This is a genomic window from Nocardioides sp. S-1144 (assembly GCF_005954645.2).
GTDB classification, from domain to species: Bacteria; Actinomycetota; Actinomycetes; order Propionibacteriales; family Nocardioidaceae; genus Nocardioides; species Nocardioides dongxiaopingii.
In genome coordinates, this window is the sequence record NZ_CP040695.2 from 1,244,266 (window position 1) to 1,269,708 (window position 25,443).

Consider the following 25,443-nt stretch of genomic DNA (forward strand, 5'->3'; position numbering starts at 1 on the left):
CCCGGCGCGCGCCATGACGGACAATGCTCCGTCGTGGGACACGTCGACGTCAGTGGAGTCCGGTTCGAGCTGCCCGACGGGCGGGTGCTGCTCGAGGACGTCTCGTTCCGGGTGGGCGAGGGGGCCAAGGTCGCGCTGGTCGGGGCCAACGGCGCCGGCAAGACCACGCTGCTCAAGATCATCACCGGCGACCTGCAGCCGCACGCCGGCGCGGTCACCCGCACCGGCGGCCTCGGCGTGATGCGCCAGGACGTCAAGCAGGGGCTCTCGGCCGAGCCGACCGTCTCCGAGCTGCTGCTGAGCGTGAGCCCGCCGCGCATCCGCGCCGCCGCCGCGCACGTCGACCGGTGCGAGCTCGCGCTGATGGAGACCGACGACGAGAAGTCCCAGATGCGCTACGCCGAGGCGCTCCACGAGTACGCCGACGCCGGGGGCTACGACCTCGAGGTCACGTGGGACGTCTGCACGATCAAGGCGCTCGGCGTCCCCTACGACCGCGCGAAGTACCGCGAGCTGCGCACGCTGTCCGGGGGCGAGCAGAAGCGCCTGGTGCTGGAGTACCTGCTGGCCGGGCCCGACGAGGTGCTCCTGCTCGACGAGCCCGACAACTACCTCGACGTCCCCGGCAAGGTGTGGCTCGAGTCGAAGATCCGCGCCTCCGACAAGACCATCCTGTTCATCAGCCACGACCGCGAGCTGCTCGACAACACCGCGACCCGGGTCGTCACCGTCGAGCTCGGCCACGCCGGCAACCTGGTGTGGACCCACGTCGGCGGCTTCGCGAGCTACCACGCGGCCCGCAAGGACCGCTTCGAGCGCTTCGAGGAGATGCGCAAGCGGTGGGACGAGGAGCACGCGAAGATCAAGGCGCTGGTGCTGCGGCTGAAGATCAAGTCCGAGTACAACGACGGCATGGCGAGCCAGTACAAGGCCGCCCAGACCCGGCTGCGCAAGTTCGAGGAGGCCGGACCGCCGGTCGAGCAGCCGCGCGAGCAGCAGGTCTCCATGCGGCTCAAGGGTGGACGCACCGGCAAGCGGGCCGTGGTCTGCACCGACCTCGAGCTCACCGGTCTGATGCGCCCCTTCGACCTGGAGGTCTGGTACGGCGAGCGGGTCGCCGTCCTGGGCTCCAACGGGTCCGGCAAGTCGCACTTCCTGCGCCTGCTGGCGATCGGGGGCAGCGACCCGGACGTCGAGCACCAGCCGGTCGGCGACGTCGACATCAAGGCGGTGCCGCACCGCGGGACCGCCAAGCTCGGCGCCCGCGTGCGCCCGGGCTGGTTCGTGCAGACCCACGAGCACCCGGAGCTGGTCGGACGGACCCTCGTGGAGATCCTGCACCGGGGCGAGGGTGGCCGCGTCGACGCCGACGGCCGGATGGCCGGGCGGATGGGGATGGGCCGCGAGCAGGCCAGCCGGGTGCTCGACCGCTACGAGCTCAGCGCGCAGGCCGAGCAGCGGTTCGAGACGCTCAGCGGCGGCCAGCAGGCCCGGTTCCAGATCCTGCTGCTCGAGCTGTCCGGCGCCACCCTCCTGCTGCTCGACGAGCCGACCGACAACCTCGACGTCCAGTCGGCCGAGGCGCTGGAGGAGGGGCTCGACGCCTTCGACGGCACCGTCCTCGCCGTCACCCACGACCGGTGGTTCGCGCGCGGCTTCGACCGGTTCCTGGTCTACGGCTCCGACGGGGAGGTCTACGAGTCCGACGGCCCGGTGTGGGACGAGGGCCGCGTGGAGCGCGCCCGGTGAGCGGGCTCGAGGTCGCGCGGCTCGACCCGTTCGACGACGCGACGTTCGCGCTGTGGCACGCGACCCGCGCCGCGGCCCTCGAGGACGCCGTGGGCGTGGCCGCCGCGCAGGTCTACGACCTCGCCGAGACCCGGGTGCAGTGGCAGGAGCCGTCCGACGGCAAGGAGCGGGTCGGCTACGTCGGGCGGGCCGGCGGCGAGGTCGTCGCCGTCGGGGTCCTCGTGCTGCCGCAGCGCGACAACCTGACCAAGGCCTTCGTCGAGGTCGCCGTCGCGCCGGCCCACCAGCGCCGCGGGCACGGGCGCACGATGCTCGAGCACGTCGAGGCGGCCGCGGTCGCCGCCGGCCGGTCGCTGCTCGACGCCGAGGTGCCCTGGCGCCACGAGCACGGCACCGACGGCACGGGGTCGCGCGACGTCGCCTTCGCCCGGGCGGCGGGTTTCGCGCTCGGGCTCAGCGACGTGCAGCGCTGGCTCGACGTGCCCGCCGACGCCGTCCTGCTCGACGCGCTCGCCGCCGAGGCCGCGCCGCACCACCGCGGCTACGAGCTCCGGTCGTGGGTCGGCGACGTCCCCGACGAGCTGGCCGAGGGCTGGCTGGTCCTCGACGCGAGCCTGGCGACCGAGGCGCCCACCGGCGACATCGAGGTCGAGGACCCCGACGTCGACGTGGCGCTGCTGCGCCAGATCGAGGCCAACGTCGCCCGGCAGGGCCGGACGTCGTTCCACACCGTCGCCCTCGACGCGGCCGGCACCGTGGTCGCCTACTCGATGATCGTCCACGGCCGCTCCACCACGGCCTTCCAGTGGGGCACCCTGGTGCACCGCGACCACCGCGGTCACCGGCTGGGCACGGCGGTGAAGGTCGCCAACCACCGCCTCCTCGAGGCCGAGCGCCCCGACGTCGTCCGCGTCTCCACCTGGAACGCCGAGGTCAACGACCACATGATCGGCGTCAACGACCGGATGGGGTTCCGCCCCGTCTCCCGCATGGGCGAGTTCCAGAAGCGCCTGACCTAGCCGTGGCGCGGTCGCACCGGGCCCCTGGTTCCGTGCAATTGCCGCGAATCGGCCAGCTCGCGGCCGGGAAGTCGAGCCGATCGCGGCAATTGCACGGACGGGGCCAGGTCAGGAGGTGCCGGCGTCGGAGTCGAGGGTCAGGTCGACCGTCTGCTCCTTGCCGTCGCGCAGGTAGGTGATCGTCACCTGGTCGCCGGGGCGGTAGGACCGCACGGTCGCGATGAGCGAGTCGGAGCCGGTGACGGCGGTGTCGTCGACCTTGGTGATGACGTCGCCGTCCTGGAGGCCGGCCTGCCCGGCGGCCGAGCCGTCGCTGATCTGGGAGATCTGCGCGCCGTCGACGACGGCGGCGCCGGCCTGCGAGCCGGGCGTGGCGGCGACGTCCTGCACGGAGACGCCGATCCGGGCGTGGGTGGGCGTCTCGCCGGCCTTCATCTGGTCGATGACCGGGAGCACCTCGTCGATCGGGATCGCGAAGCCGAGGCCGATCGAGCCCGCCTCGCCGCCCGCGGACGCCGTGGACCTGATGGAGGAGTTGATGCCGATGACGTGGCCGGCCAGGTCGACCAGCGGTCCGCCGCTGTTGCCGGGGTTGATCGCGGCGTCGGTCTGGATCGCCGGGTAGACCGTGGCGTTGCCCTGCTCGTCGGAGCCGACGTCGACCGGTCGGTCGAGGGCGCTGACGATGCCCGAGGTGACCGTGGCGTCGAGGCCGTAGGGCGACCCGATCGCGACGACCTGCTCGCCGACGTCGACCTGGCCCGACTCGCCGATCGTCGCGGGGGTGAGCCCGTCGACGTCCTCGGCCTGCACGAGCGCGGTGTCGGTCAGCGGGTCGGTGCCCACGATGGTGGCCCGTGCGTGGCTGCCGTCGGAGAACGACACGGTGATGCTCCCGCCGTCGCCCGCGACCGAGGCGACGTGGTCGTTGGTGAGGATCAGCCCGTCGGAGCTGAGGATGATCCCCGAACCCGAGCCGGACTCGCTCGCCCCGGAGACGTCGAGCTTGACCACCGACGGCAGCACCGCCGCGGCCACCTGCTCGACGCTGCCGTCGGCGGCCGGCTCGTCCGGGCTGCTGACGACCTGGCTGGTGCCGACCGAGGAGGCGTAGCCGCCACCGGTGGCGTCGCCGTCACCGGCGAGGGCGTCGTAGGCCGCCGCGCCACCGAGCCCGGCGCCGCCGCCCACGACGAGGGCGGCCGCCACGACGGCGGCCGCGAAGCCCTTGCGCCCGCGTCCGGGCGGATCCGCCGACGGACGGCCGGGGCTCCCGGGGTGGGCGGGCGCCTGCACCGGCAGGGCCTGGGTGCCGAAGGGGCTGGGGACGGCGTCCGGCCGGTACGGCGGCGGCGGGGGCGGGACGTCGCGGTAGTCGTCGAAACCCGGGTGCTCGGGGCGGGAGGGCGTGTCGTTCATGCTCTCGAGGTTGCTCCGCGCTCCTGTGACTGCGCTGAGACGCTGCTGGGGGAGAGGGAAGAAGCTGTCTCGAATCGGCGCCCGCTTGTGGCGCGGCTCACACCCGCCCCGCCATGATCGCGCCATGAGCGCTCCCGAGCCGCAGTTCGTCGACGACCGCATCGCCCACTGGGCCACCGAGACCCCGGACGCCGAGGCGGTGACCTACCTGTCGCGCACCTTCACCTGGCGCGAGTGGGACGACCGCGTCCGCCGCAACGCCGGCGGCCTGCGGGCCCACGGGATCGGCCGCGGCGACGTCGTCGCGTTCCTCGACAAGAACCACCCGGCCTGCGTGGAGACCTCGCTCGGGGCGGCCTCGCTCGGCGCGGCCAACGCGATCGTCAACTGGCGCTCGGCCGGCGACGAGGTCGACTACGCGCTCAACGACTGCGGCGCCCGGGTGCTGTTCGTCGGCACCGAGCTGATGCCCACCATCGAGAGGATCCGCGACCGGCTGACGAGGGTCGAGCGGATCATCGAGGTGACCCCGGACGGCGTCGACGACGAGTACGAGGCGTGGCTGGCCGGCGCGACCCCGGTGTCGCGCCAGCCCGACGTCACGCCCGAGGACACCTGCCTGGTCATGTACTCCTCCGGCACGACCGGCCGGCCCAAGGGCGTCCTGCTCAGCCACCGCAACATGGTCAGCCACACCCGCAACGCCCACGACGGCTGGCGCTTCGAGCCGGGCGACAAGTGCATGGTGTCGATGCCGCTCTTCCACGTCGGCGGGTCCTCCTACGTCCTGTTCCCGATCAACGACGGCGTCCCGAGCGTGATGACCCGCGACCCCGACGGCGCCTCCCTGGCCGGGGCGATCCTCGCCGGCGCCAACCGGACCTTCCTCGTGCCGGCCGTGCTCGCGCAGGTGCTCCAGTCCGGGCCGGACGCCGTGAAGCTGTTCGGTGCGCTCCGGACCTACACCTACGGGGCCGCCCCGATGCCGCCGCCGCTGCTGCGCGCCGCGATGGAGGCCTGGCCCGACACCGACTTCCTCCAGGTCTACGGGCTGACCGAGGTCGGCGGCGTCGCGACCCAGCTGTCGTCGGAGGACCACCGCACCGCCGTGGCCGACGGGCACCCCGAGCGGCTGGTCTCGGCGGGCCGGCCGATCCCCGGCGTCGAGGTGAAGGTCGTCGACCCCGGCACGCTCGAGGACGTCGCCCCCGGCGAGCACGGCGAGCTGTGGCTGCGCACGCCGCAGGTCTTCCAGGGCTACCTCGGCAAGCCCGAGGAGACCGCCCAGGTCATCACCGAGGACGGCTGGTTCCGCACCGGCGACCTCGGCAGGGTGGACGCCGACGGCTACGTCTTCGTGCAGGACCGGCTCAAGGACATGATCATCAGCGGCGGCGAGAACATCTACTCGCCCGAGGTGGAGCGGGTCCTGGCCGAGCACCCCGCCGTGATGGAGGTCGCGATCATCGGGATCCCCGACGACACCTGGGGTGAGTCGGTCAAGGCGGTCGTGTCGCTCCACGAGGGCGCCAGCGCGACCGAGGCCGAGCTGATCGCCTTCTGCCGCGAGCACCTGGCGGCGTTCAAGTGCCCCCGCTCGGTCGACATCACCGGCCCGCTGCCGCGCAACCCGACCGGCAAGATCCTCAAGCGCGACCTGCGCAAGCCCTACTGGGCCGACCGCGAGCGCCAGGTCAACTGAGGATCCCCGAGAGGGGGAGGCCATGCTTCTCCCATGACCACCGCCCGGCTCGTGCCCGTCACGACCGAGATGGACGGCGAGGAGCTCGACGCCGAGGACGCCTGGCACCTGGCCCGCCAGCACGGGCTGGTCGCGGTGCTGCGGGGCGCCTTCGTCCGGTTCCGCTACGGGGACGGGTTCACCAACAGCCGCGCGCTGGCGCTGCAGACCTGCCTGGGCGTCGTCCCGTTCCTGCTGGCGGTCACCGGCCTGGCCGCCGACGTGGACGACGACCGCTGGGCCCGGGTGATCGCCCGGACCGTGGAGGCGGTCTCGCCCGGCGGCGACGGCGAGGACGCGCTCGCCGGCGCCGTCTCGGGCGGTTCCGAGCGGGCCGGTGAGGTGGCCCTCGTGCTGGGCCTGCTGCTGGCGCTGGTCTCGATGACGACGGCGATGGCCCAGGTCGAGCGCGGCAGCAACCGCATCTACGGCATCCGCCGCGACCGGCCCGCCCCGGCCAAGTACGGCCGTGCCGCGGTGCTGACGGCGGTGCTGGTCCTCCCGGTCGGCCTCGGGTTCTTCCTGCTCGTCGCCGGCGGCGCCTTCGGTGACGCGATGGTCGCGGAGTACGGGTGGTCCGGCACCGCCCACGCCACCTGGCAGGTGCTGCGGTGGCCGGCCGGGCTGGTGCTGCTGGTCACCACGATCGCGATCCTGCTCGACCACGCACCGCGCCGCCGGCAGCCGGCGCTGTCGTGGCTGGCCCTCGGCTCCGGGGTCGCCGTCGCCCTCAGCACGGTCGCGGCCGCGGGTCTCGCGCTGTACGTCAACGTCAGCGGCTCCTTCGGCAGCACCTACGGGCCGCTCGCCGGCATCGTGGCGCTGCTGCTGTGGAGCCTGATGTCGGCGATCTCGTTGTTCCTCGGGGTCGCGGTCTGCGCCCAGCTCGAGGCCCTGCGGGCCCACCAGCCCGACCCGGCCGACCCGGACCCGGGCCGCCCGCACGAGCGGGTCGTCGAGGGCTAGCCAGGGACCGACGCAGGACCGAGCGACCAGGTCGTCCACGGCGAGGTCCGGTCCCCGCACAGCGTGCCGACCAGCAGCGGCGCCACGCCGGGGACCCGGGTGAGGAGCGGGGCGAGCCCGTCGCGCGGCACCGCCAGCGGGGCGAGGTCGCTCTGGAAGACCGGCATCATCAGCCGGGTCGCCCACTGGTACCAGCGCAGGTGCGCGGCGCGGTCGCGGGCGTAGGCGTCGAGGGCGTCGCCGAGCGCGGGCCGGGTGGCCAGGGCGTGGGCCAGCGACCACGCGTCGGCCAGGGCCAGCGACGTGCCGGTGCCGAGCTGCGGGCTCATCGCGTGCGCGCTGTCGCCGACCAGCGCGGCGCCGTGGCGGCCCTCGACCCGCACCGGCGTGCGCACCACGACGTCGCGGTAGGTCGCCGGCATCAGCTCGGTGACCCGGTCGAGGAGGGCGGCGTGCGGGCCGGCGTACGGCGCCGCCGCCGCCCGCCAGGCCGGGAGGCCGGCCGCGAGGACCCGGGCGGTGTCGCGGGTGCGGACCGACCAGAACATCGACGTCCGGCCGCGGCCGGTCGGAAGCACGCCGAGGTAGGCCGAGGTGCCGCCCAGGCACTGGAACAGGGTGTCGGTGGCGCTCTCCCCGGGGTCGTCGACGACCGCCCACAGCGCGCCGTAGGTGTAGGGCTTGTCGCGCGTGGTCACGTTCATGCTCCGGCGCACCGGCGAGCGGACGCCGTCGCAGCCCACCACCAGGTCGAACGCGCCGAGGTCGCCCGCGGCGGTCTCGACGGTCATCCCGGACGCCGTCGGCCGCACCCCGGTGACCGGCACCCCCAGCCGGACGTCGACACCACGCGCCAGCACGGCGTCGTGCAGCACCGAGAACAGCGCCCCGCGGTGGACGCCGAGCGCCGGCGTGGCGCCCGGCAGGGCGTCGTACCCGAGGTCGACGAGGCGGCGTCCGGACGAGGTCACGATGAGCACCCGCTCCACCGGGCGCGAGACGGCGCGCAGCTGCTCCAGCAGGCCGAGCCGGGCCAGCACCTCCTGACCCAGCGCCTGCAGCCAGATGCCCGCCCCGACCGGGCGCGGGTCGGTGGCCTGCTCGACCACGGTGACGTCGTGGCCGGCGTCGGTCAGCAGGCAGGCGAGCGTCGTCCCGCCGGTCCCGAGCCCCACGATCCCGATCCGCATGGCGCCCATCATCGCGGGTCGGGCCGGGGGGCGGGGTTTCCCCGGTCGACCGGGGAAACCTGAACCTGGGGGCCGGGATCCCGGCCGACAAGTTCAGGTCTCGGCCCCCCAGTCGCGCCCGGACGACGTCGGCACGGGTCGGCGACCGTCCCCGCCCCCTGCTTGGCTGGACGACGTGCCGCGCCACTGGATCAACACGATCAGCCACGACCACGTCCTGCTCGGGGTGGAGGGCGGCTTCACCCAGGCCGGTCACGGCACCGACACGCGGCTGCGGCGGCTGGCACGGGGCGACGGGATCGCGTTCTACTCGCCGCGGGAGTCGATCGGGGCCGCCCGGCCGCTGCAGCGGTTCACCGCGCTCGGGGTCGTCGCCGACGACGAGCCGTACCGCGTCGAGGTGGGCCACGACCTCCACCCCTGGCGTCGCCGCGTCGAGTTCGAGCGGGTCGTCGCCGTCCCGGTGCGGCCGCTCCTGCCGGTGCTCGGGTTCGTCGACGACGAGGAGCACTGGGGGCTGCCGTTCCGGCGGGGGCTGTTCGAGGTGCCGGCCGGGGACTTCGCCGCCGTCGCGGGCGCGATGCGCGACGCCGCGTGGGCCGCCGATGAGTCCGCCCGGGTGATCGGGTCACCACCGTCATGAGCACCACCACCCTCGTCCCGGTCGGCGACGTCGAGCTCTGCGTCGAGGCGTTCGGCGACCCGGCCGACCCGCCCGTCGTGCTGCTCGCCGGGGCGGCCGGCTCGATGGACGGCTGGTCGCCCGACTGGTGCACGACGCTGGCCGCCGCCGGTCGCCACGTCGTCCGCTACGACCACCGCGACACCGGCCGCTCGACCACCAGCCCGCCCGGAGCGCCGGACTACGACGGCGGCGTGCTCGACCGCGACGCCGAGGGGCTCCTGGAGGCGCTCGGGCTCGGGCCCGCCCACCTCGTCGGGGTCTCGATGGGCGGCGGCATCGCGCAGTCGGTCGCCCTGCGCCGACCGGACCTGGTCGCCTCGCTGACGCTGGTCGCCACCAGCGCGGTCGGCGGGGTCGACGCGCCCCTGCCCGGCCCGACGCCGTCGGCGGCGGCCTGGTTCGCGGACCCGCCGCCCGACCCCGACTGGACCGACCGCGACGCCGTCGTCGCCTGGTCGCTGGCCGCCGAGCGCGCCTTCTCCGGGGCGCTCGGCGTCGACGTCGACGACGCCCGGGCGGCCGCCGGGGCGACCTTCGACCGCAGCCACGACGTCGCGGCCGCCGGCAACCACTGGCTCGTGCTTGGCCACGACGACAGCGACGACAGCGACGACAGCGACGACAACCGGCCGGCGCCCGACGTCCACCACCTCGCCGTCCCGACCCTCGTCGTCCACGGCAGCCACGACCCGCTCTTCCCGCTCGCCCACGGCGAGGCGCTGGCGGCCGCCGTGCCCGGCGCACGGCTGCTCGTCGTCGAGGGCATGGGCCACCAGGTGCCACCCCGCTCGACCTGGGACGTCGTGCTCCCGGCGATCCACGCCCACACCGCGACCCCCGCCTGACCCGGCCGCCCACCACGGCCCTGCACCACCGCCCACCACCCGGGCGCGTCACCTCCCGTTCACCCGCGTGGGGGAGGGTGGGTCCAGTGAACGACGATCCCGGCGACCCCCTGCTCCGGGGCGCGCACGCACCGCCCCCGCGCACCCTCGTCGAGATCTTCCGGGAGAGCGTCGCGCAGGCCGCGGACGAGCCCGCGGTCGACGCCGGCACCGGCGTCCTCACCTACGCCGAGCTCGAGGAGGCGGCCGACGAGCTGGCCGCCGAGCTCGCCGCCCTCGGCGTCGGCCCCGGCGACAAGGTCGGGGTCCGCGTCTCCTCCGGCACCACCGACCTCTACGTCGCCATCATCGGCATCCTGCTCGCCGGCGCCGCCTACGTGCCGGTCGACGCCGACGACCCCGAGGAGCGCGCCCGGCTCGTGTTCGGCGAGGCCGACGTCGCCGCGGTGGTCGGCAACGACCTGGTCGTCGTCCCGCGTCGCCCGGCCACCGACCCCACCACCGCCCCCACCACCGCCCCCACCACCGACCCCACCACCGCCACCGAGCCCGACCCCGACCGGCCCGACCCCGGCCTGGACGACGACGCGTGGGTCATCTTCACCTCCGGCTCGACGGGCCGGCCCAAGGGCGTCGCGGTGACCCACCGCTCGGCGGCGGCGTTCGTGGACGCCGAGTCGCGGATGTTCTGCCAGGACCGCCCGCTCGGCGTCGGCGACCGGGTGATGGCCGGCCTCTCGGTCGCCTTCGACGCCAGCTGCGAGGAGATGTGGCTGGCCTGGCGCTACGGCGGGTGCCTGGTCCCCGCCCCCCGCGCGCTCGTGCGCAGCGGCATCGACGTCGGGCCGTGGCTGGTCGCCAACCGGGTCACCGTCGTCTCGACCGTGCCCACCCTGGTCGCGCTCTGGCCGGCCGCCGCACTCGCCGACGTCCGGCTCCTCATCATGGGCGGGGAGGCCTGCCCGCCCGAGCTGGCCGCCCGCCTGGTCGCCCCCGGCCGGGAGGTCTGGAACACCTACGGCCCCACCGAGGCGACGGTCGTGGCCTGCGGCACCGAGCTCACGGGGGAGGGGCCGGTGCGCATCGGCCTGCCGCTGGACGGCTGGGACCTGGCCGTCGTCGACGCCGAGGGCCACCGCGTGCCGGAGGGCGCCACCGGCGAGCTGATCATCGGCGGCGTCGGCCTGGCCCGCTACCTCGACCCCGCCAAGGACGCCGAGAAGTACGCCGCCATGCCGACCCTCGGCTGGGACCGCGCCTACCGCAGCGGCGACCTCGTGGTCCACGACCCCGCGGGCCTGCTGTTCGGCGGTCGCGCCGACGACCAGGTCAAGCTCGGCGGCCGCCGGATCGAGCTCGGCGAGATCGACAGCGCCCTGCTCGCGCTGCCCGGCGTCCACGGTGCCGCGGCGGCCGTGCGGAGGTCGGCGGCCGGCAACAGCCTGCTCGTCGGCTACGTGTCGGCCGACGACGCCTTCGACCCCACCGCGGCCCTCGCGCTCCTGCGGCGCGACCTGCCGGCGGCCCTGGTGCCCCGGCTCGCCGTGGTCGACACCCTGCCCACCCGGACGTCGGGCAAGGTCGACCGCGACGCCCTCCCGTGGCCGCTGCCCCGCTCCACCGACCCGACGGCGTCCGGCTTCAGCGCCACCGAGGCCTGGGTCGCGGAGCTCTGGCTCGACATCCTCGGCTCGGGCGCCGAGACGCGCACGGCCGACTTCTTCGACCTCGGCGGCGGCAGCCTGTCCGCCGCCCAGCTCGTCTCGCGGCTGCGGGCGCGCTTCCCCGACGTCGTGGTCGGCGAGCTCTACGAGCACCCCACCCTCGGTGACCTCGCCACGCACCTCGAGGGCATGGCCGCCGCCGGGCCCGCCTCCGACCGCAGCGTGCGCCCGACGCCGCTCAAGACGCAGGCCGGTCAGGTCGTGGCGACGGTGCTGGTGCGCTGCCTGGCCGTGCCGCGCTGGGTTTTCTGGGTCGGTCTGGCCTGCCTGCTGCTCGGCACCCTCGACGGACTCGCCTGGCTGCCCGGCGTCCCGGCCTGGCTGCTGGTCGTGCTCGGCGCGGGCTTCGTCGCCCCACCGGGCCGGATGCTGCTCGCGGCCGGCGCCGCGCGCCTGCTGCTCCGCCCGGTCGAGCCGGGCGACCACCCCCGCGGCGGCAAGGCCCACCTGCGGCTCTGGCTCGCCGGGCACGTCGCCGACGAGCTCGGCGCGGTCGGGCTGGCCTCCGCGCCGTTCATGACCTGGTACGCCCGGCTGCTCGGCGCCCGGGTCGGGCGCGACGTCGACCTGCACTCGGTGCCGCCGATCACCGGTCTGCTCACCCTCGGCCGGGGGTGCTCGATCGAGCCCGAGGTCGACCTGTCGGGCTACTGGGTCGACGGCGACGTCCTGCACCTCGGCGCGGTGCGCGTGGGCGCCCGCGCGCGCGTCGGGGCGCGGTCGATGCTCTGCCCCGGCGCCCACGTCGGCGCGGACGCCGAGGTCGGTCCCGGCTCCGCGGTGTTCGGGCGCGTGCCCGACGGCGGGTTCTGGTCGGGCTCGCCCGCCGAGCGGATCTCCGACGACGCCCGCGGCCCCTGGTCCGACCGGCCCAGCAACAGCCGGTGGTGGGTCGCGGCCTACGGCGCGGTCGCGCTGCTGCTCGCCTCCCTGCCGGTCGTCGCGGTCCTCGCGGGCGCGCTGCCGCCCCTGCTCCTCGCCGACCGTCCGGACGACGCCGCCGGGCTGCTGGGCCTCCTCGCCTGGCTGCCGCTCTCGACCGTCGTCGGCCTGGTCGTCCTGGCGCTCCTCGTGCTGGCGGTGGTCCGCGTGGCGGGCCGGGCCGTCGTCGCCGGCGTCCACCCGGTGCGGAGCCGTGCGGCCCTGGCCGTCTGGACGACGATGCGGGTGCTCGACGAGGCCCGCACCTGGCTCTTCCCGCTCTACTCCTCGACGCTGACGCCGCACTGGCTGCGCGCCCTCGGCGCCCGGATCGGCAGGGACGTCGAGGCGTCCACGGTGCTGATGATCCCCTCGCTCACCCAGGTCAACGACGAGTCGTTCCTCGCCGACGACACCCTCATCGGCGGCTACGAGCTCGGTGGCGGCTGGCTGCGCGCCGAGCGGGTCAAGATCGGCAAGCGCGCCTTCGTGGGAAACTCCGGCATGGCCGCCCCCGGCCGCCGGGTGCCGAAGGCGTCCCTCGTCGCGGTGCTGTCGGCCGCGCCGCGGCGCCGGACGGCGTCCAAGGGGGAGTCCTGGCTCGGCAGCCCGCCGGCCCCGCTGCGCCGGACGGCGGACGCGGCCGTCGACCACCGCACCTTCGACCCCCCGACCCGGCTGCGGGTCTACCGCGCGCTGGTCGAGCTCTGCCGCCTGCTGCCGGCGGTGGTCGGCTCCGGGCTCGCCGCGCTGGTCGCGATCGGCGTCGTCGCCCTGCTCGACGGACCCGGTGTCGTGGCCGCGGCACTGCTCACCGGGCCGCTCCTGGTGGCGGCGGGGCTCGTCGCCGCGCTCGTCGCGGTCGCCGCGAAGTGGGCCCTGGTCGGCCGCCTGCGGCCCGGCAGCCACCCGCTCTGGAGCGGCTTCGTGTGGCGCAACGAGCTCTCCGACACCTTCGTGGAGGTGGTCGCCGCCCCGTGGTTCGCCCGCACGGTGAGCGGCACCCCGATCCTCAACGCGTGGTTCCGCCTGCTCGGCGCGAGGATCGGGCGCGGCGTCTGGTGCGAGACCTACTGGCTGCCCGAGACCGACCTCGTCGAGCTCGGCGACGGGGCGACGGTCAACCAGGGCAGCGTGGTGCAGACCCACCTGTTCCACGACCGGCGACTGGCCACCGACGTCGTCACCCTGGAGCGCGGTGCGACCCTCGGTCCCAACAGCGTGATCCTGCCCGCTGCGACCCTCGGCCGGCACGCTACGGTCGGCCCCGTGTCGTTGGTGATGAGGGGCGAGTCCGTGCCGGACCGGACGACGTGGATCGGCAACCCGATCGGGCCGTGGGACGGCGGGCACCAGCCGCGATGAGGAACCTGCCCACCGCCGACCCCTACCTCCCCGACCACGGCGACCCGAGCTGGAGCGCCGAGCACTACGACCTCGACCTGGCCTACGACCTGGTGCGCAACCACCTGCGCGGCCAGGCCGAGATCCGGGCCCGCGCCACCGCCGACACCGAGCGGGTCGTGCTCGACCTGGCCCACCTCACCGCCACCAAGGTCACCCTCGACGGCGCGACGCCGCGCTTCACCCAGCGCGGCCACCGTCTCGTCGTCACCCCGCGGACGCCGCTGGCCGCCGGGGCGTCGTTCACGCTCCGCGTCACCTACGCCGGCAACCCCCAGCCGCTGGTCGCCAAGCACCTCGGCGACGCCGGGTGGGAGGAGCTCACCGACGGCGTCATCGTGGCCGCCCAGCCGCACGGCGCGCCGACCTGGTTCCCCTGCAACGACCGGCCCGACGACAAGGCCTCCTACCGGATCGCCGTCGCCGCACCGCACGGCTACACCGTCGTCGCCAACGGCACGGAGACCAGCCGGCAGCGCGGCGCGAGCGCCACGACCTGGGTCCACGAGCAGGTCGAGCCGATGGCGACCTACCTGGCGACGGTGCAGATCGGCCGGTACGACGTCCGCCAGCTCGGCACCGACCCGCCGGTGACCGCCGCGGTGCCGGCCGACGCGGGGGAGGGCTTCGAGGCCGCCTTCGGCCGCAACGCCGAGATGCTGGCCACCTTCGCCGAGCTGTTCGGGCCCTACCCGTTCCCGGCGTACGCCGTCGTCGTCACCGACGACGACCTGGAGATCCCGCTGGAGTCGCAGAGCCTGTCGACGTTCGGCCGCAACTTCATGACCGGCGACTGGGACTGCGTGCGGCTGGTCGCCCACGAGCTCGCGCACCAGTGGTTCGGCAACGCCGTCACGCTGCGCCGCTGGCAGGACATCTGGCTGCACGAGGGCTTCGCCTGCTACAGCGAGTGGCTCTGGTCGGAGGCCTCCGGCGGCGACAGCGCCGACGACCTGGCCACCCACCACCACGACCGGCTCTCCCGCCTCGACGAGGACCTGCTGCTCTCCGACCCCGGTCCGGAGCTGATGTTCGACGACCGCGTCTACAAGCGCGGCGCGCTCACCCTGCACGCCCTGCGCCGCACCGTCGGCGACGACGCGTTCTTCGACCTGCTGCGCGGCTGGGTCGCCGACCACGCCGGCGGCAACGTCACCACCGCCGACTTCGAGCGCGAGGCCGCCGAGCGCACCGGCCACGACCTCGACGCCCTCTTCGAGGCCTGGCTGCACCGCACCGACCTCCCCGACCTCCCGTGACCCGCTGACCCGTCGCTGATCAGCGACGGGTCAGCGGGAAAACTGCACTGACCCGTCGCTGATCAGCGACGGGTCAGCGCGGGGTCCGGGCGGTGGGCCCGGGTCCGGTCAGCTCAGGTCAGCTCGGGTCAGTCACGCCCAGCGCTCGGAGGCGGGGGTGAAGGTGAGCTGGCGGTCGCCGGTGTAGATCTGCTTCGGCCGGGCGATCTTCTGCTCCTTGTCCTGGACGAGCTCGAGCCACTGCGCCAGCCAGCCGGGCGTGCGGCCGATGGCGAAGAGGACCGTGAACATCTCGGGCGGGAACTGGAAGGCCTCGTAGATCAGGCCGGAGTAGAAGTCGACGTTCGGGTAGAGCTTGCGGCTGACGAAGTACTCGTCCTCGAGCGCGATCTTCTCGAGCTCGAGGGCGATGTCGAGCAGCGGGTTGGTGCCGGTGACGTCGAAGACGTCCTCGGCGGCCTTCTTGATGATCCGGGCGCGCGGGTCGTAGTTCTTGTAGACCCGGTGGCCGAAGCCCATCAGCCGCTCGTTGCCGTCCTTGACGCCCTGGATGAAGGCGGGGATGTTCTCCTTCGACCCGATCCGCTTGAGCGAGCGCAGCACGGCCTCGTTGGCGCCGCCGTGCAGCGGGCCGTAGAGGGCGCCGACGCCGGCCGCGACCGCGGAGTACGGGTCGACCTGCGAGGAGCCGACCGAGCGGACGGCGTTGGTCGAGCAGTTCTGCTCGTGGTCGGCGTGCAGGATGAAGAGCACGTCGAGGGCCTTGACGAGGCGCTCGTCGGGCTCGTAGCGCTGCTCGCTCATCTTGAACAGCATCGAGAGGAAGTTCGCGGTGTAGCTGAGCTCGTTGTCGGGGTAGACGAACGGCTTGCCCTGCGCGTTGCGGAACGACCAGGCGCCGAGGGTCGGCATCTTCGCGATCATCCGGACGATCTGCATGTGCCGGTTGTCGGCGTCCTTGATGTCGGCGGCCTCGGGGTAGAACGTCGAGAGTGCCCCCACCGACGCCATCAGCATCCCCATCGGGTGCGCGTCGTAGCGGAAGCCCTCCATGAACGTCTTGACGTTCTCGTGGACGAACGTGTGGTAGGTGATCTCGTGCACCCAGGCGTCGTACTCGGCCTTGGTGGGGAGCGCTCCGTGCACCAGCAGGTAGGCCACCTCGAGGAAGCTGGACCCCTCGGCCAGCTGCTCGATGGGGTACCCGCGGTACTCGAGGATGCCCTTGTCGCCGTCGATGTAGGTGACGGCGGAGCGGCAGGAGGCGGTGTTGACGAAGCCTGGGTCGTAGACCGCGAGGCCGGGGGTCTCGTCGTCGGTGCGGATCTTCCCGAGGTCGGCGGCCTTGATGGTGCCGTCGGTGATCGGGACGTCGTACTCCGAGCCGGTGCGGTTGTCGCGGACGGTGAGAGAGTCGGTCACCCCCTCAACTTAGTCCGCTGCCCGGACGCCCGCTCACCCGGCACCGCCTGACGGACGCCGGAGGTGGCGGCGAGGTCCCGAATTGCCGTTCGCCGCGCGGGGACCGTATCTTGGTGGGTCGAGTCTCCTGCCGCGTCCCGACCGCCGTACCCACGGTCGAGATGCAGATCCGGACGAAGAGGAGCCGGACAGAGTTCGTCAGAAGACCCACGCACCCGAGTCGCTCGGGCGCATCCCGCCAGGGCACCCCCTGCCGGACCCCACGAACGAGAATGAGCACCCACATGCGTACCTACGCCCCCAAGCCCGGTGACATCGAGCGCACCTGGCACGTCATCGACGCCCAGGACATCGTCCTGGGCCGCCTCGCGGTCGTGTGCGCCACCCTCCTGCGTGGCAAGCACAAGCCGACCTACGCCCCGAACGTCGACGGCGGCGACTTCGTCATCGTCGTCAACGCCGAGAAGGTGGCCCTGGCCGGCAACAAGGCCACGACCAAGAAGGTCTACCGCCACTCCGGCTTCCCGGGCGGCCTCACCGAGACCGCGATCGGCGACGTCCTGGCCAAGGACGCCCGCAAGGTCATCGAGCGCGCCGTGTGGGGCATGCTCCCCAAGAACAAGCTCAGCCGTCAGCAGCTCACCAAGCTGAAGGTGTACGCCGGCCCCGACCACCCGCACGCCGCTCAGAAGGCCGTGCCCCACGAGATCGTCCAGATCTCCCAGTAACACGACCTTCCACGACGAGCAGAGCAGGTAGAGAACAGATGTCTGAGAACACCACCGAGGTCACCGAGGTCGAGGAGACCTTCGAGACCGACGAGTCCGGCGTTGCCTACACGTCCGAGAGCGCCGCTGGCGCCGACACCCCGGCCCGCCCGGCCACCATCGCCCCGGCCGCCGCGACCGGTCGCCGCAAGGAGGCCGTCGCCCGCGTGCGGATCGTCCCCGGCACCGGCAACTTCCGGATCAACGGCCGCACGATGGACTCCTACTTCCCCAACAAGCTGCACCAGCAGGTGGTCAACGAGCCGTTCGCCGCCCTGCAGCTCGAGGGTCGCTTCGACGTCATCGCCCGCATCCACGGCGGCGGCATCACCGGTCAGGCCGGCGCGCTGCGCCTCGGCATCGCCCGGTGCCTGAACGAGATCGACCTCGAGACCAACCGCGCCACGCTCAAGAAGGCCGGTCTGCTGACCCGCGACTCGCGCGTCATCGAGCGCAAGAAGGCCGGTCTCAAGAAGGCCCGCAAGGCGCCCCAGTTCAGCAAGCGCTGATCGCCGGCCGCGGCGCTGGTCCCCAGCACCGCGGCGGCACCCACATCGGTCGGCGGCCCGCTCCGGGCCGCCGACCGACGTGCTTTTCGACCGCTGTCAGCATGGGAGAACGATCCTGATGACCCGCATCTTCGGAACCGACGGCGTCCGCGGCCTGGCCAACGGGCTCCTGACCGCCGAGCTCGCGCTCGACCTCGGCGTCGCGGCCGCGCGCGTCCTGGTCGACCGCGGCGACTACTCCGGCCCGCGCCCGCTCGCGGTCGTCGGCCGCGACACCCGCATCTCCGGGCAGTTCCTCGAGCACGCGGTCGTCGCCGGGCTGGCCTCGGCCGGCGTCGACGTCCTGCGCCTGCGGGTGCTGCCGACCCCCGGCGTCGCCTACTTCACCGACGCCCTCGGCGCCGACGTCGGCGTCGTCATCAGCGCCTCCCACAACGCGATGCCCGACAACGGCATCAAGTTCCTCGCCCGCGGCGGCGTCAAGCTCGACGACGCCCTCGAGCGCGAGATCGAGGCGCACCTCGGGCAGGAGTGGGACCGCCCCACCGGCGGCGACGTCGGCCGCGTGCGCCCCTACGCGCCCACGGTGGAGGAGTACGCCGCCCACCTGGCCCGCACCCTCGACGGCACCATCGGCCCGCTGCGCGTCGTCCTCGACTGCGCGCACGGCGCGGCCAGCGACGTCGGGCCGCGCGCCTTCGCCGACGCCGGCATCGAGGTCGTCACCATCGGTGCCGAGCCCGACGGGCTCAACATCAACGACGGCTACGGCTCCACCCACCTCGACCGGCTGCAGCGCGCCGTCGTCGACCACGGCGCGCACGCCGGTTTCGCCGTCGACGGCGACGCCGACCGGTGCCTGGCCGTCGACGCCACCGGCGCCGTCGTCGACGGTGACCAGATCCTCGCGATCCTGGCGCTGGCCCTGCGCGACGCCGGCCGGCTGGTCGACGACACCGTGGTCGCGACCGTGATGAGCAACCTCGGCTTCGTCAGGGCGATGACCGACGCGGGCATCGTCGTGCGCCAGACCGGCGTGGGGGACCGCTACGTGCTCGAGGACATGAACGCCGGCGGCTACAACCTCGGCGGCGAGCAGTCCGGCCACGTCATCATGCGCGACCACGCCACCACCGGCGACGGCGTCCTGACCGCCCTGCACGTGCTGCAGCGGATGGTCACCACCGGCCGCTCGCTGCGCGACCTCGCCGCCGTGGTGACCCGCTTCCCGCAGGTGCTGGTCAACGTGCCCGGCGTCGACAAGGCGCGCTGCAGCACCGACGAGGTGCTCGCCGCCGCGGTGGCCGCCGAGGAGGCCGCGCTGGGCGAGGAGGGCCGGGTGCTGCTGCGCCCCTCGGGCACCGAGCCGCTGGTGCGGGTGATGGTCGAGGCCGCCACGCAGGAGCGGGCCGACGACGTCGCCCACCGCCTCGCCGACGTCGTCCGGGAGCGGCTCAGCCTGTCGTAGGCGCGGACCCGTACCTGGCCCCCTGACCCCGGGCCCGGTCGTAGGGTGGGCGCCTATGAGCGGCGACGGGATCCAGGTCCTCGGCTTCCCGGTGACCAGCACGCCGTTCCTGCACGCCTGGTGGCACGTCGCGCTGTGGTCGCGCGAGCACGTCCGCCTCGACACCTTCCCCGCCTGGCCGGACGCCCAGCGGCACTGGACGACGCCCCACCCCGACCGCGAGCAGCACCACCTGCTCGCCCGGCGCGACGGCGAGCCGGTCGGCGCCGCCTCCGTGAGCACCGTCGGCCGCGACAACCCGCACCTGGCGTTCCTGGAGGTCTACTGCCTGCCCGGCAGCCGCCGCCTCGGCGTCGGCACGGCGCTCCTGCGCGAGGCCGAGCACCTGGCCCTCGGGCTGGGCCGCCGCACCCTCCTGGCCGAGACGATCGCGCCGCCGGGACAGGAGAGCCCGGGACTGGCCTTCGCCGGGGCGCACGGCTACCGGCGGGCCGGCCTGGAGGAGAAGAAGAGCGTCGACCTGGCCGCCACCGAGCACCTGTGGGACGACGTCGACGCCGAGGTCGCCGGGCCTTCGGGCGGCCACGACGTGCTCTGGTGGGGCGACACCACGCCCGAGGACCAGGTCGAGCGGGTCTGCGCCCTCTACACGCGCTTCCTCGGGGAGATCCCGCTCGGGGACGTCGACCTCCGACCCGAGACCTGGGACGCCGAGCGGCTCCGCGCCGCCGAGGCCCACCAGGCCGCCGTCGGCCGGCAGCGCCTGCTCGTCGCCGCGCGGGCCCCCGACGGGAGCCTGGTCGGCTACAGCGAGGCCGTCCGCGCGCTCGCCGCCCCGCACCGCTGCGGCATCTCCGGCACCCTGGTGCTGCCCGAGCACCGCGGGCACGCCCTCGGTCTCGCCCTCAAGGTGCGGCTGCACCGCCTCGTGCGCGAGCAGTGGCCCGACTGCGCCACGGTGCTGACCGGCAACGCCGGCGGCAACGCCGCGATGAACGCCGTCAACGACCGGCTCGGCTACGTCGCGGTCGAGGACGGCCACGAGCTCCAGAAGGTGCTCCCGGCACCCCCGTCCGGCTGACCGGGGGGCGGCGCCCAATATCCTCGGCGCCATGTCCCACACCGCTGCCCGGTCCCGCCGAGTCCTCCGAGTCGTCGCCGCGCCGGCGCTCGTGCTGAGCCTCGCCCTCTCCCTCACCGCGTGCGGCGGGGACGACGACGAGGACCAGACGGCGTCCGACACCACGGGCGAGACGTCGGGTGACTGGGCGCCCGCGATCGAGACGAACGAGGAGGGCGACGTCACGGGTCTCGACTTCTCCGGCACCGCCGAGCCCGGCGACGAGCTCGAGGTGCGGGTCGTCGAGGAGGGCGACGGCGCGGAGGTCACCGCCGGCCAGACGATCCAGGCCGACTACTGGGGCCAGGGCTACGGCACCGAGGAGCCCTTCGACGAGAGCTACAGCCGCGAGCCGTTCACCGCGCAGATCGGCGTCGGCCAGCTGATCCAGGGCTGGGACCAGGGCCTGGTGGGCGTGCCGGTCGGCAGCCGCGTGCTGCTCGCCATCCCGCCGGACCTCGGCTACGGCGACCAGGACCAGCCGGGCATCCCCGGCGGCTCGACGCTGTACTTCGTGCTGGACATCCTCAGCGCCGCCTGATGGCCGGGACCGCCCCGGCGGTCGCCGCCCCCTCGCTGGCGGTCGCCGGACTCACGAAGACCTTCGGGCCGGTGCGCGCCGTCGACGACCTGACCTTCGAGGTGCGCCCCGGCGCCGTGACCGGGTTCCTCGGCCCGAACGGCGCCGGCAAGACCACGACGCTGCGGATGCTGCTGGGGCTGGCGACACCGACGTCCGGCAGCACCCGGGTCGGTGACCGCCCGTACGCCGCGCACCCCCAGCCCGCGCGGGTCGTCGGTGCCGCCCTCGAGGCCACCGGGTTCCACCCCGGCCGCACCGGCCTGGGGCACCTGCAGGTCTACGCGCCGCAGGTCGGGGCCGACCTCGACCGGTGCCACGAGCTCCTCGAGACCGTGGGGCTCACGGCGGCGGCCGGACGTCGCGTCGGGCAGTACTCGATGGGCATGCGGCAGCGCCTCGGGCTCGCGACCGCGCTGCTCGGCGACCCGCCCTGCCTCGTGCTCGACGAGCCGACCAACGGGCTCGACCCCGAGGGCATCCGGTGGCTGCGGACCCTGCTGCGCGGCTTCGCGGCCGAGGGTCGCACCGTGCTGGTCTCCAGCCACCTCCTGGGCGAGGTCCAGAACACCGTCGACGACGTCGTGGTCATCGTCCGCGGCCGCCTCGTGCACGCCTCGTCGCTGGCCGACCTGGCCGCGCTGGCCGAGCCGGGCGCCTACGTGGTCTCACCGACCGCCGACGCCGTCGCCGACCTGGCCCGGCGGGAGGGCTGGTCGGTGCGGGCGCACGAGCGCGGGCTCGTGGTCGACGGCGTCACCGCGGGCGCGGTGGGCGCGGCGGCGCACCGCGACGGCGTCGAGCTGCACGAGCTCACGCCGCGGGGCACCGACCTGGAGGACGTCTTCCTCCGGCTCACCGCGAGCGGGCACGACCTCGCCGGGCCGCCGGGAGCAGCCCGGTGAGGGCCGCGCTCCGGTCCGAGCTCCGCAAGCTCCTGAGCACGCGGCTGTGGTGGGTGCTGCTGCTGGCGATGGCCGCCTACCTGGTCTTCATCGGCGCCACCCTCGGGCTCGCGCTCGCCCTCGGCGGCGACGTCGGGGAGTCGGGCGGCGCGCCGGTCCTCGGCGGGGTCGCCGCCGCCACCACCGTCTACAGCCTGGTCAGCGCAATCGGCTACGTCTTCCCGCTGGTCGTCGGCAGCCTCGCCGTGACCACCGAGTTCCGCCACCACACGATCACCCAGACCCTGCTGGCCGAGCCGCGGCGCGGCGTCCTGCTGGCGGCCAAGCTGCTGGCGACCGTGCCGGTCGGCTTCCTGTACGGCGTCGTCGGGGCCCTCGCGATCGTGCTCGGCGGCGCCCCGGCGCTCGCGGTCGCGGGCGACGGGGCGTTCCTGACCGACGGCGACGTCGTGCAGGTCCTGCTCCTCGACGTCCTGGTCACCGTGCTGTGGGCCCTGCTCGGCGCGGCGTTCGGCCTGCTCGTCACCCAGCAGGTGGCCGCGATCGTGGTGATCCTGGCCTTCACCCAGTTCGTCGAGCCCGTCGTGCGGCTCGCGCTCGGTGCGGTCGACGCGCTCGCCGGCGTCGCGGCGTTCCTGCCCGGCGCCGCCGCGGACGCCCTGATCGGGGCCAGCTTCTTCGGCGAGCTGGGGTCGGGCGACCTGCTCCCGCGGTGGGCCGGGGCGCTGGTGCTGCTGGCCTACATCGCCGGGTTCGCGACGATCGGCCGGCTCACGACGCTGCGCCGCGACGTCGCCTGAGCGACGACGGCGGTCGGCTCAGAGCTTGCGGAGCCGGACGTAGCGCACCGAGTGGTCGCGGTCCTTGCGCATCACGAGCGTCGCGCGCGACCGGGTCGGCAGGATGTTCTGCACCAGGTTGGGGCCGTTGATGGTCGCCCAGATGCGCTCGGCCTCGGCGACGGCCTCGTCGTGGGTGAGCTCGGCGTACTTCGAGAAGTAGGAGTCGGGGTCGCGGAACGCCGTCTCGCGCAGCCGCAGGAACCGTGAGACGTACCAGTCGCGGATCTTGTCGCGGCCGGCGTCGACGTAGATGGAGAAGTCGAAGAAGTCGCTCAGCGTCAGCCCGGCGCTGCCGTCGTCGCGGACCCGGGCCGGCTGGAGGACGTTGAGGCCCTCGATGATGACGATGTCGGGCCGCTTGATGGTGATCCGCTCGTCGGGCACGACGTCGTAGACCAGGTGGGAGTAGGTCGGGGCCTCGACCTCGTCGCGGCCGGACTTGATGTCGACGACGAACCGCAGCAGCGCGCGCCGGTCGTAGGACTCCGGGAACCCCTTGCGCTGCAGGAGCCCGCGCCGCTCGAGCTCGGCGTTCGGGTAGAGGAAGCCGTCGGTGGTGACGAGGGCGACGTTGGGGTGCTCGGGCCAGTGGGCCAGCATCTGCTGCAGCACCCGCGCGGTGGTCGACTTGCCCACGGCCACCGAGCCCGCGAGCCCGATCACGAACGGCGTGCGGGGCGGCGTCGTCTGGTGGAGGAACCGCTCCTGGTCGCGGTGCAGCTGACCGGCCGAGCCGACGTACAGGCTGAGCAGCCGCGACAGCGGGAGGTAGACCTCCTCGACCTCGCGCAGGTCGAGGGAGTCGCCCAGCCCGCGCAGCGTGCGGACCTCGTCGGCGCTCAGGGGGCTCTCGGTCTCGTGCGCGAGGGCGGCCCAGGCGCTGCGGTCGAGCTCGATGTAGGGCGAGGACTCCCGCGCCGCCTCCCGCCCCAGCGGGTCGGTGTCATGGCGCCGACCGGCACCCGCGTGGGACATGGCGGCGATTCTTGCAGCAGCCGTGCCTGCCGGAGGCGGCAGTCCGTCTCTCGTAGGCTGGCGCGCTATGTGCGGAATCGTGGGTTACGTCGGACCGAAGCAGGCCCAGGACGTCGTGGTCGAGGGGTTGCGGCGGCTCGAGTACCGGGGCTACGACTCGGCCGGGGTCGCGCTCGTGATCCCCGGCGGGGCGTCGGGCGTGATCGCCGAGGCCAAGAAGGCCGGCAAGCTGGCCAACCTCGAGAAGGTGATCGCCGACAGCACGCTGCCGCCGTCGCACACCGGGATCGGGCACACCCGCTGGGCGACGCACGGGGCGCCGACCGACGCCAACGCCCACCCGCACCTGGGGAGCGAGCGCCGGGTCGCGCTGGTGCACAACGGCATCATCGAGAACTTCGCCGAGCTGCGCACCCGCCTCGAGGACGACGACCACGTGCTGCTGTCGGAGACCGACACCGAGGTCGCAGCCCACCTGCTCGAGCTCGCGGTGGCCGCCGGCGCCGACCTGACGACGGCGATGCAGCAGGTCTGCCGCCGGCTCGAGGGCGCCTTCACCCTGGTGGCCGTCGACGCCCACGACCCCGACCGGGTGGTCGCGGCGCGGCGCAACTCGCCCCTGGTCGTCGGCGTGGGGGAGGGCGAGCACTTCCTGGGCTCCGACGTCGCGGCGTTCATCGAGCACACCCGCGAGGCGCTCGAGCTCGGCCAGGACCAGGTCGTCACCATCACCCGTGACGCCGTCGCGATCACCGACTTCGACGGCCGCCCCGGCGAGGGACGGGCCTACCACGTCGACTGGGACCTCTCGGCCGCCGAGAAGGACGGCCACGACTGGTTCATGCGCAAGGAGATCTTCGAGCAGCCCCGCGCCGTGGCCGACTCGCTGCTGGGCCGGCGCTCGACGTCCGGGCTGCTCCAGCTCGACGAGATGCGGCTCTCCGACGACGAGATCCGCGACATCGACAAGATCATCATCATCGCCGCCGGCACCTCGTTCTACGCCGGCATGGTCGCGAAGTACGCCATCGAGCACTGGACGCGGATCCCGGTCGAGGTCGAGCTCAGCTCGGAGTTCCGCTACCGCGACCCGATCCTCGACCACTCGACCCTCGTCGTCGCGATCAGCCAGTCCGGCGAGACCGCCGACACCCTGCAGGCGATCCGGCACGCGCGCTCGCAGCGCTCCAAGGTCCTCGCGATCTGCAACACCAACGGCTCGACCATCCCGCGCGAGTCCGACGCGGTCATCTACACCCACGCCGGGCCCGAGATCGGCGTCGCCTCGACCAAGGGGTTCCTGACCCAGCTGGTCGCCTGCTACCTGCTCGCGCTCTACGTCGCCCAGGTCAAGGGCACCCGCTTCGGCGACGAGATCGAGGAGGTGATGAGCCAGCTCGAGGCGATGCCCGACCACATCGCGACGGTGCTCGCCGGCGCCGAGCAGGTCTACGACCTCGCGCGCGCCCACACCGGCACCCGCTCGGTCCTCTTCCTGGGTCGGCACGCCGGCTACCCCGTCGCGCTCGAGGGCGCGCTCAAGCTCAAGGAGATCGCCTACCTGCACGCCGAGGGCTTCGCCGCCGGCGAGCTCAAGCACGGCCCGATCGCCCTGGTCGAGCAGGGGCTGCCGGTGCTGTGCGTCGTCCCGCCCCGCGGGCGCGACCAGCTGCACGAGAAGATGATCTCCGGCATCCAGGAGGTCCGGGCCCGCGGCGCGCAGACCATCTGCCTGGCCGAGGAGGGCGACACCCGGATCGAGCCGTACGCCGACGTCCTCATCCGGCTGCCGAAGGTGCCGGTGCTGCTCCAGCCGCTGGTCGCCGTCGTCCCGCTCCAGCTCTTCGCCTGCGAGCTCGCCACCGCGCTCGGCCACGACGTCGACCAGCCGCGCAACCTGGCCAAGTCAGTCACGGTCGAGTGATGACGCCCT

General features: G+C 73.9%; 20 protein-coding genes. 16 read left to right on the forward strand and 4 right to left on the reverse strand.

All coding sequences use genetic code 11. The annotated features are described in order from the left end of the window. Nucleotides 1-33 precede the first annotated feature (33 nt). Together FE634_RS05990 and FE634_RS05995 are read left to right on the forward strand one after the other, a co-directional pair. Entirely contained in the window at nucleotides 34-1,749 is a 1,716-nt protein-coding gene (locus FE634_RS05990) for an ABC-F family ATP-binding cassette domain-containing protein (RefSeq protein ID WP_148240422.1), read from the forward strand. Then, nucleotides 1,746-2,768 (forward strand): GNAT family N-acetyltransferase, encoded by a 1,023-nt coding sequence (locus tag FE634_RS05995; protein WP_138875362.1) that lies wholly within the window; start codon nucleotides 1,746-1,748, stop codon nucleotides 2,766-2,768. The genes FE634_RS05990 and FE634_RS05995 overlap by 4 nt, the downstream gene beginning before the upstream one ends. A gap of 108 nt (nucleotides 2,769-2,876) precedes the next feature. Here FE634_RS05995 and FE634_RS06000 read toward each other — a convergent pair whose 3' ends face one another. Then, a complete protein-coding gene (locus FE634_RS06000; RefSeq protein ID WP_148240423.1) occupies nucleotides 2,877-4,187 on the reverse strand; it encodes a S1C family serine protease in 1,311 nt (436 codons plus the stop codon). A gap of 124 nt (nucleotides 4,188-4,311) precedes the next feature. On the opposite strand from FE634_RS06000, the gene FE634_RS06005 reads away from it, so the two are divergent. Together FE634_RS06005 and FE634_RS06010 are read left to right on the forward strand one after the other, a co-directional pair. After that, nucleotides 4,312-5,889: a long-chain-fatty-acid--CoA ligase gene (locus FE634_RS06005; RefSeq protein WP_137294101.1), complete on the forward strand. Its 1,578-nt coding sequence runs from the start codon at nucleotides 4,312-4,314 to the stop codon at nucleotides 5,887-5,889. A 33-nt stretch (nucleotides 5,890-5,922) separates the two neighbouring features. After that, nucleotides 5,923-6,894 carry a YihY/virulence factor BrkB family protein gene (locus FE634_RS06010; protein WP_222847677.1) on the forward strand — a complete coding sequence of 324 codons (972 nt, stop codon included), beginning with the start codon at nucleotides 5,923-5,925 and terminating at the stop codon, nucleotides 6,892-6,894. On the opposite strand, the gene FE634_RS06015 is transcribed toward FE634_RS06010, so the two are convergent. Continuing rightward, nucleotides 6,891-8,084: an FAD-dependent oxidoreductase gene (locus FE634_RS06015; protein WP_187366837.1), complete on the reverse strand. Its 1,194-nt coding sequence runs from the start codon at nucleotides 8,082-8,084 to the stop codon at nucleotides 6,891-6,893. The genes FE634_RS06010 and FE634_RS06015 overlap by 4 nt on opposite strands. Before the next feature lie 175 nt (nucleotides 8,085-8,259). Between FE634_RS06015 and FE634_RS06020 the strand changes: the two genes are divergently transcribed. The 4 genes from FE634_RS06020 to FE634_RS06035 all read left to right on the forward strand — a co-directional run bounded on the left by FE634_RS06020 (nucleotide 8,260) and on the right by FE634_RS06035 (nucleotide 14,922). Then, nucleotides 8,260-8,727: an EVE domain-containing protein gene (locus tag FE634_RS06020; RefSeq protein WP_222847678.1), complete on the forward strand. Its 468-nt coding sequence runs from the start codon at nucleotides 8,260-8,262 to the stop codon at nucleotides 8,725-8,727. Next, on the forward strand, nucleotides 8,724-9,614 hold the full coding sequence (locus tag FE634_RS06025; RefSeq protein WP_148240425.1) for an alpha/beta hydrolase: 891 nt from the start codon (nucleotides 8,724-8,726) through the stop codon (nucleotides 9,612-9,614). Before FE634_RS06020 ends, FE634_RS06025 begins: the two co-directional genes overlap by 4 nt. An 86-nt stretch (nucleotides 9,615-9,700) precedes the next feature. After that, nucleotides 9,701-13,624: a Pls/PosA family non-ribosomal peptide synthetase gene (locus FE634_RS06030; RefSeq protein ID WP_222847679.1), complete on the forward strand. Its 3,924-nt coding sequence runs from the start codon at nucleotides 9,701-9,703 to the stop codon at nucleotides 13,622-13,624. Then, nucleotides 13,621-14,922 carry a M1 family metallopeptidase gene (locus tag FE634_RS06035; RefSeq protein ID WP_138875365.1) on the forward strand — a complete coding sequence of 434 codons (1,302 nt, stop codon included), beginning with the start codon at nucleotides 13,621-13,623 and terminating at the stop codon, nucleotides 14,920-14,922. Before FE634_RS06030 ends, FE634_RS06035 begins: the two co-directional genes overlap by 4 nt. A 132-nt stretch (nucleotides 14,923-15,054) precedes the next feature. Here FE634_RS06035 and FE634_RS06040 read toward each other — a convergent pair whose 3' ends face one another. Next, complete coding sequence (locus FE634_RS06040) at nucleotides 15,055-16,344, reverse strand: citrate synthase (protein ID WP_134764769.1); 1,290 nt, start codon at nucleotides 16,342-16,344, stop codon at nucleotides 15,055-15,057. Between the two features lie 284 nt (nucleotides 16,345-16,628). Between FE634_RS06040 and rplM the strand changes: the two genes are divergently transcribed. From rplM to FE634_RS06075, 7 genes are all read left to right on the forward strand, one after another. Further along, nucleotides 16,629-17,072, forward strand: a complete 444-nt coding sequence (rplM, locus tag FE634_RS06045) for a 50S ribosomal protein L13 (protein WP_134764768.1) — start codon at nucleotides 16,629-16,631, stop codon at nucleotides 17,070-17,072. Between the two features lie 38 nt (nucleotides 17,073-17,110). Then, the gene (gene rpsI / locus FE634_RS06050; protein WP_134764767.1) at nucleotides 17,111-17,620 is read left to right on the forward strand and encodes a 30S ribosomal protein S9; all 510 of its coding nucleotides are present in this window, start codon (nucleotides 17,111-17,113) and stop codon (nucleotides 17,618-17,620) included. A 118-nt stretch (nucleotides 17,621-17,738) separates the two neighbouring features. After that, nucleotides 17,739-19,088, forward strand: a complete 1,350-nt coding sequence (glmM, locus tag FE634_RS06055; RefSeq protein ID WP_148240426.1) for a phosphoglucosamine mutase — start codon at nucleotides 17,739-17,741, stop codon at nucleotides 19,086-19,088. Between the two features lie 55 nt (nucleotides 19,089-19,143). Then, the gene (locus FE634_RS06060) at nucleotides 19,144-20,169 is read left to right on the forward strand and encodes a GNAT family N-acetyltransferase (RefSeq protein WP_138875366.1); all 1,026 of its coding nucleotides are present in this window, start codon (nucleotides 19,144-19,146) and stop codon (nucleotides 20,167-20,169) included. A gap of 31 nt (nucleotides 20,170-20,200) precedes the next feature. Beyond that, nucleotides 20,201-20,749, forward strand: coding sequence for an FKBP-type peptidyl-prolyl cis-trans isomerase (locus tag FE634_RS06065; RefSeq protein WP_138875367.1), 549 nt, complete (start codon nucleotides 20,201-20,203; stop codon nucleotides 20,747-20,749). After that, the gene (locus FE634_RS06070) at nucleotides 20,749-21,693 is read left to right on the forward strand and encodes an ABC transporter ATP-binding protein (RefSeq protein WP_138875368.1); all 945 of its coding nucleotides are present in this window, start codon (nucleotides 20,749-20,751) and stop codon (nucleotides 21,691-21,693) included. The genes FE634_RS06065 and FE634_RS06070 overlap by 1 nt, the downstream gene beginning before the upstream one ends. Next, nucleotides 21,690-22,493 (forward strand): ABC transporter permease, encoded by an 804-nt coding sequence (locus tag FE634_RS06075; RefSeq protein WP_138875369.1) that lies wholly within the window; start codon nucleotides 21,690-21,692, stop codon nucleotides 22,491-22,493. The genes FE634_RS06070 and FE634_RS06075 overlap by 4 nt, the downstream gene beginning before the upstream one ends. Nucleotides 22,494-22,511: 18 nt before the next feature. Here the strand turns inward: FE634_RS06075 and coaA are convergent, their stop codons facing one another. Continuing rightward, nucleotides 22,512-23,510 (reverse strand): type I pantothenate kinase, encoded by a 999-nt coding sequence (gene coaA, locus FE634_RS06080; protein WP_138875370.1) that lies wholly within the window; start codon nucleotides 23,508-23,510, stop codon nucleotides 22,512-22,514. A gap of 67 nt (nucleotides 23,511-23,577) precedes the next feature. Between coaA and glmS the strand changes: the two genes are divergently transcribed. Continuing rightward, on the forward strand, nucleotides 23,578-25,434 hold the full coding sequence (glmS, locus tag FE634_RS06085) for a glutamine--fructose-6-phosphate transaminase (isomerizing) (RefSeq protein WP_138875371.1): 1,857 nt from the start codon (nucleotides 23,578-23,580) through the stop codon (nucleotides 25,432-25,434). Nucleotides 25,435-25,443: the final 9 nt, after the last annotated feature.

What these genes read in the sequence shown, in the direction of transcription:
- FE634_RS06035 (WP_138875365.1), top strand. Translation starts at nt 13,621, where the DNA reads ATGAGGAACCTGCCCACCGCCGACCCCTACCTCCCCGACCACGGCGAC.
- glmS (WP_138875371.1), top strand. Translation starts at nt 23,578, where the DNA reads ATGTGCGGAATCGTGGGTTACGTCGGACCGAAGCAGGCCCAGGACGTC.
- FE634_RS06010 (WP_222847677.1), top strand. Translation starts at nt 5,923, where the DNA reads ATGACCACCGCCCGGCTCGTGCCCGTCACGACCGAGATGGACGGCGAG.
- FE634_RS06005 (WP_137294101.1), top strand. Translation starts at nt 4,312, where the DNA reads ATGAGCGCTCCCGAGCCGCAGTTCGTCGACGACCGCATCGCCCACTGG.
- rpsI (WP_134764767.1), top strand. Translation starts at nt 17,111, where the DNA reads ATGTCTGAGAACACCACCGAGGTCACCGAGGTCGAGGAGACCTTCGAG.
- rplM (WP_134764768.1), top strand. Translation starts at nt 16,629, where the DNA reads ATGCGTACCTACGCCCCCAAGCCCGGTGACATCGAGCGCACCTGGCAC.
- FE634_RS06025 (WP_148240425.1), top strand. Translation starts at nt 8,724, where the DNA reads ATGAGCACCACCACCCTCGTCCCGGTCGGCGACGTCGAGCTCTGCGTC.
- FE634_RS06015 (WP_187366837.1), bottom strand. Translation starts at nt 8,084, where the DNA reads ATGCGGATCGGGATCGTGGGGCTCGGGACCGGCGGGACGACGCTCGCC.
- FE634_RS06070 (WP_138875368.1), top strand. Translation starts at nt 20,749, where the DNA reads ATGGCCGGGACCGCCCCGGCGGTCGCCGCCCCCTCGCTGGCGGTCGCC.
- FE634_RS06060 (WP_138875366.1), top strand. Translation starts at nt 19,144, where the DNA reads ATGAGCGGCGACGGGATCCAGGTCCTCGGCTTCCCGGTGACCAGCACG.
- FE634_RS06000 (WP_148240423.1), bottom strand. Translation starts at nt 4,187, where the DNA reads ATGAACGACACGCCCTCCCGCCCCGAGCACCCGGGTTTCGACGACTAC.
- coaA (WP_138875370.1), bottom strand. Translation starts at nt 23,510, where the DNA reads ATGTCCCACGCGGGTGCCGGTCGGCGCCATGACACCGACCCGCTGGGG.
- FE634_RS06065 (WP_138875367.1), top strand. Translation starts at nt 20,201, where the DNA reads ATGTCCCACACCGCTGCCCGGTCCCGCCGAGTCCTCCGAGTCGTCGCC.
- glmM (WP_148240426.1), top strand. Translation starts at nt 17,739, where the DNA reads ATGACCCGCATCTTCGGAACCGACGGCGTCCGCGGCCTGGCCAACGGG.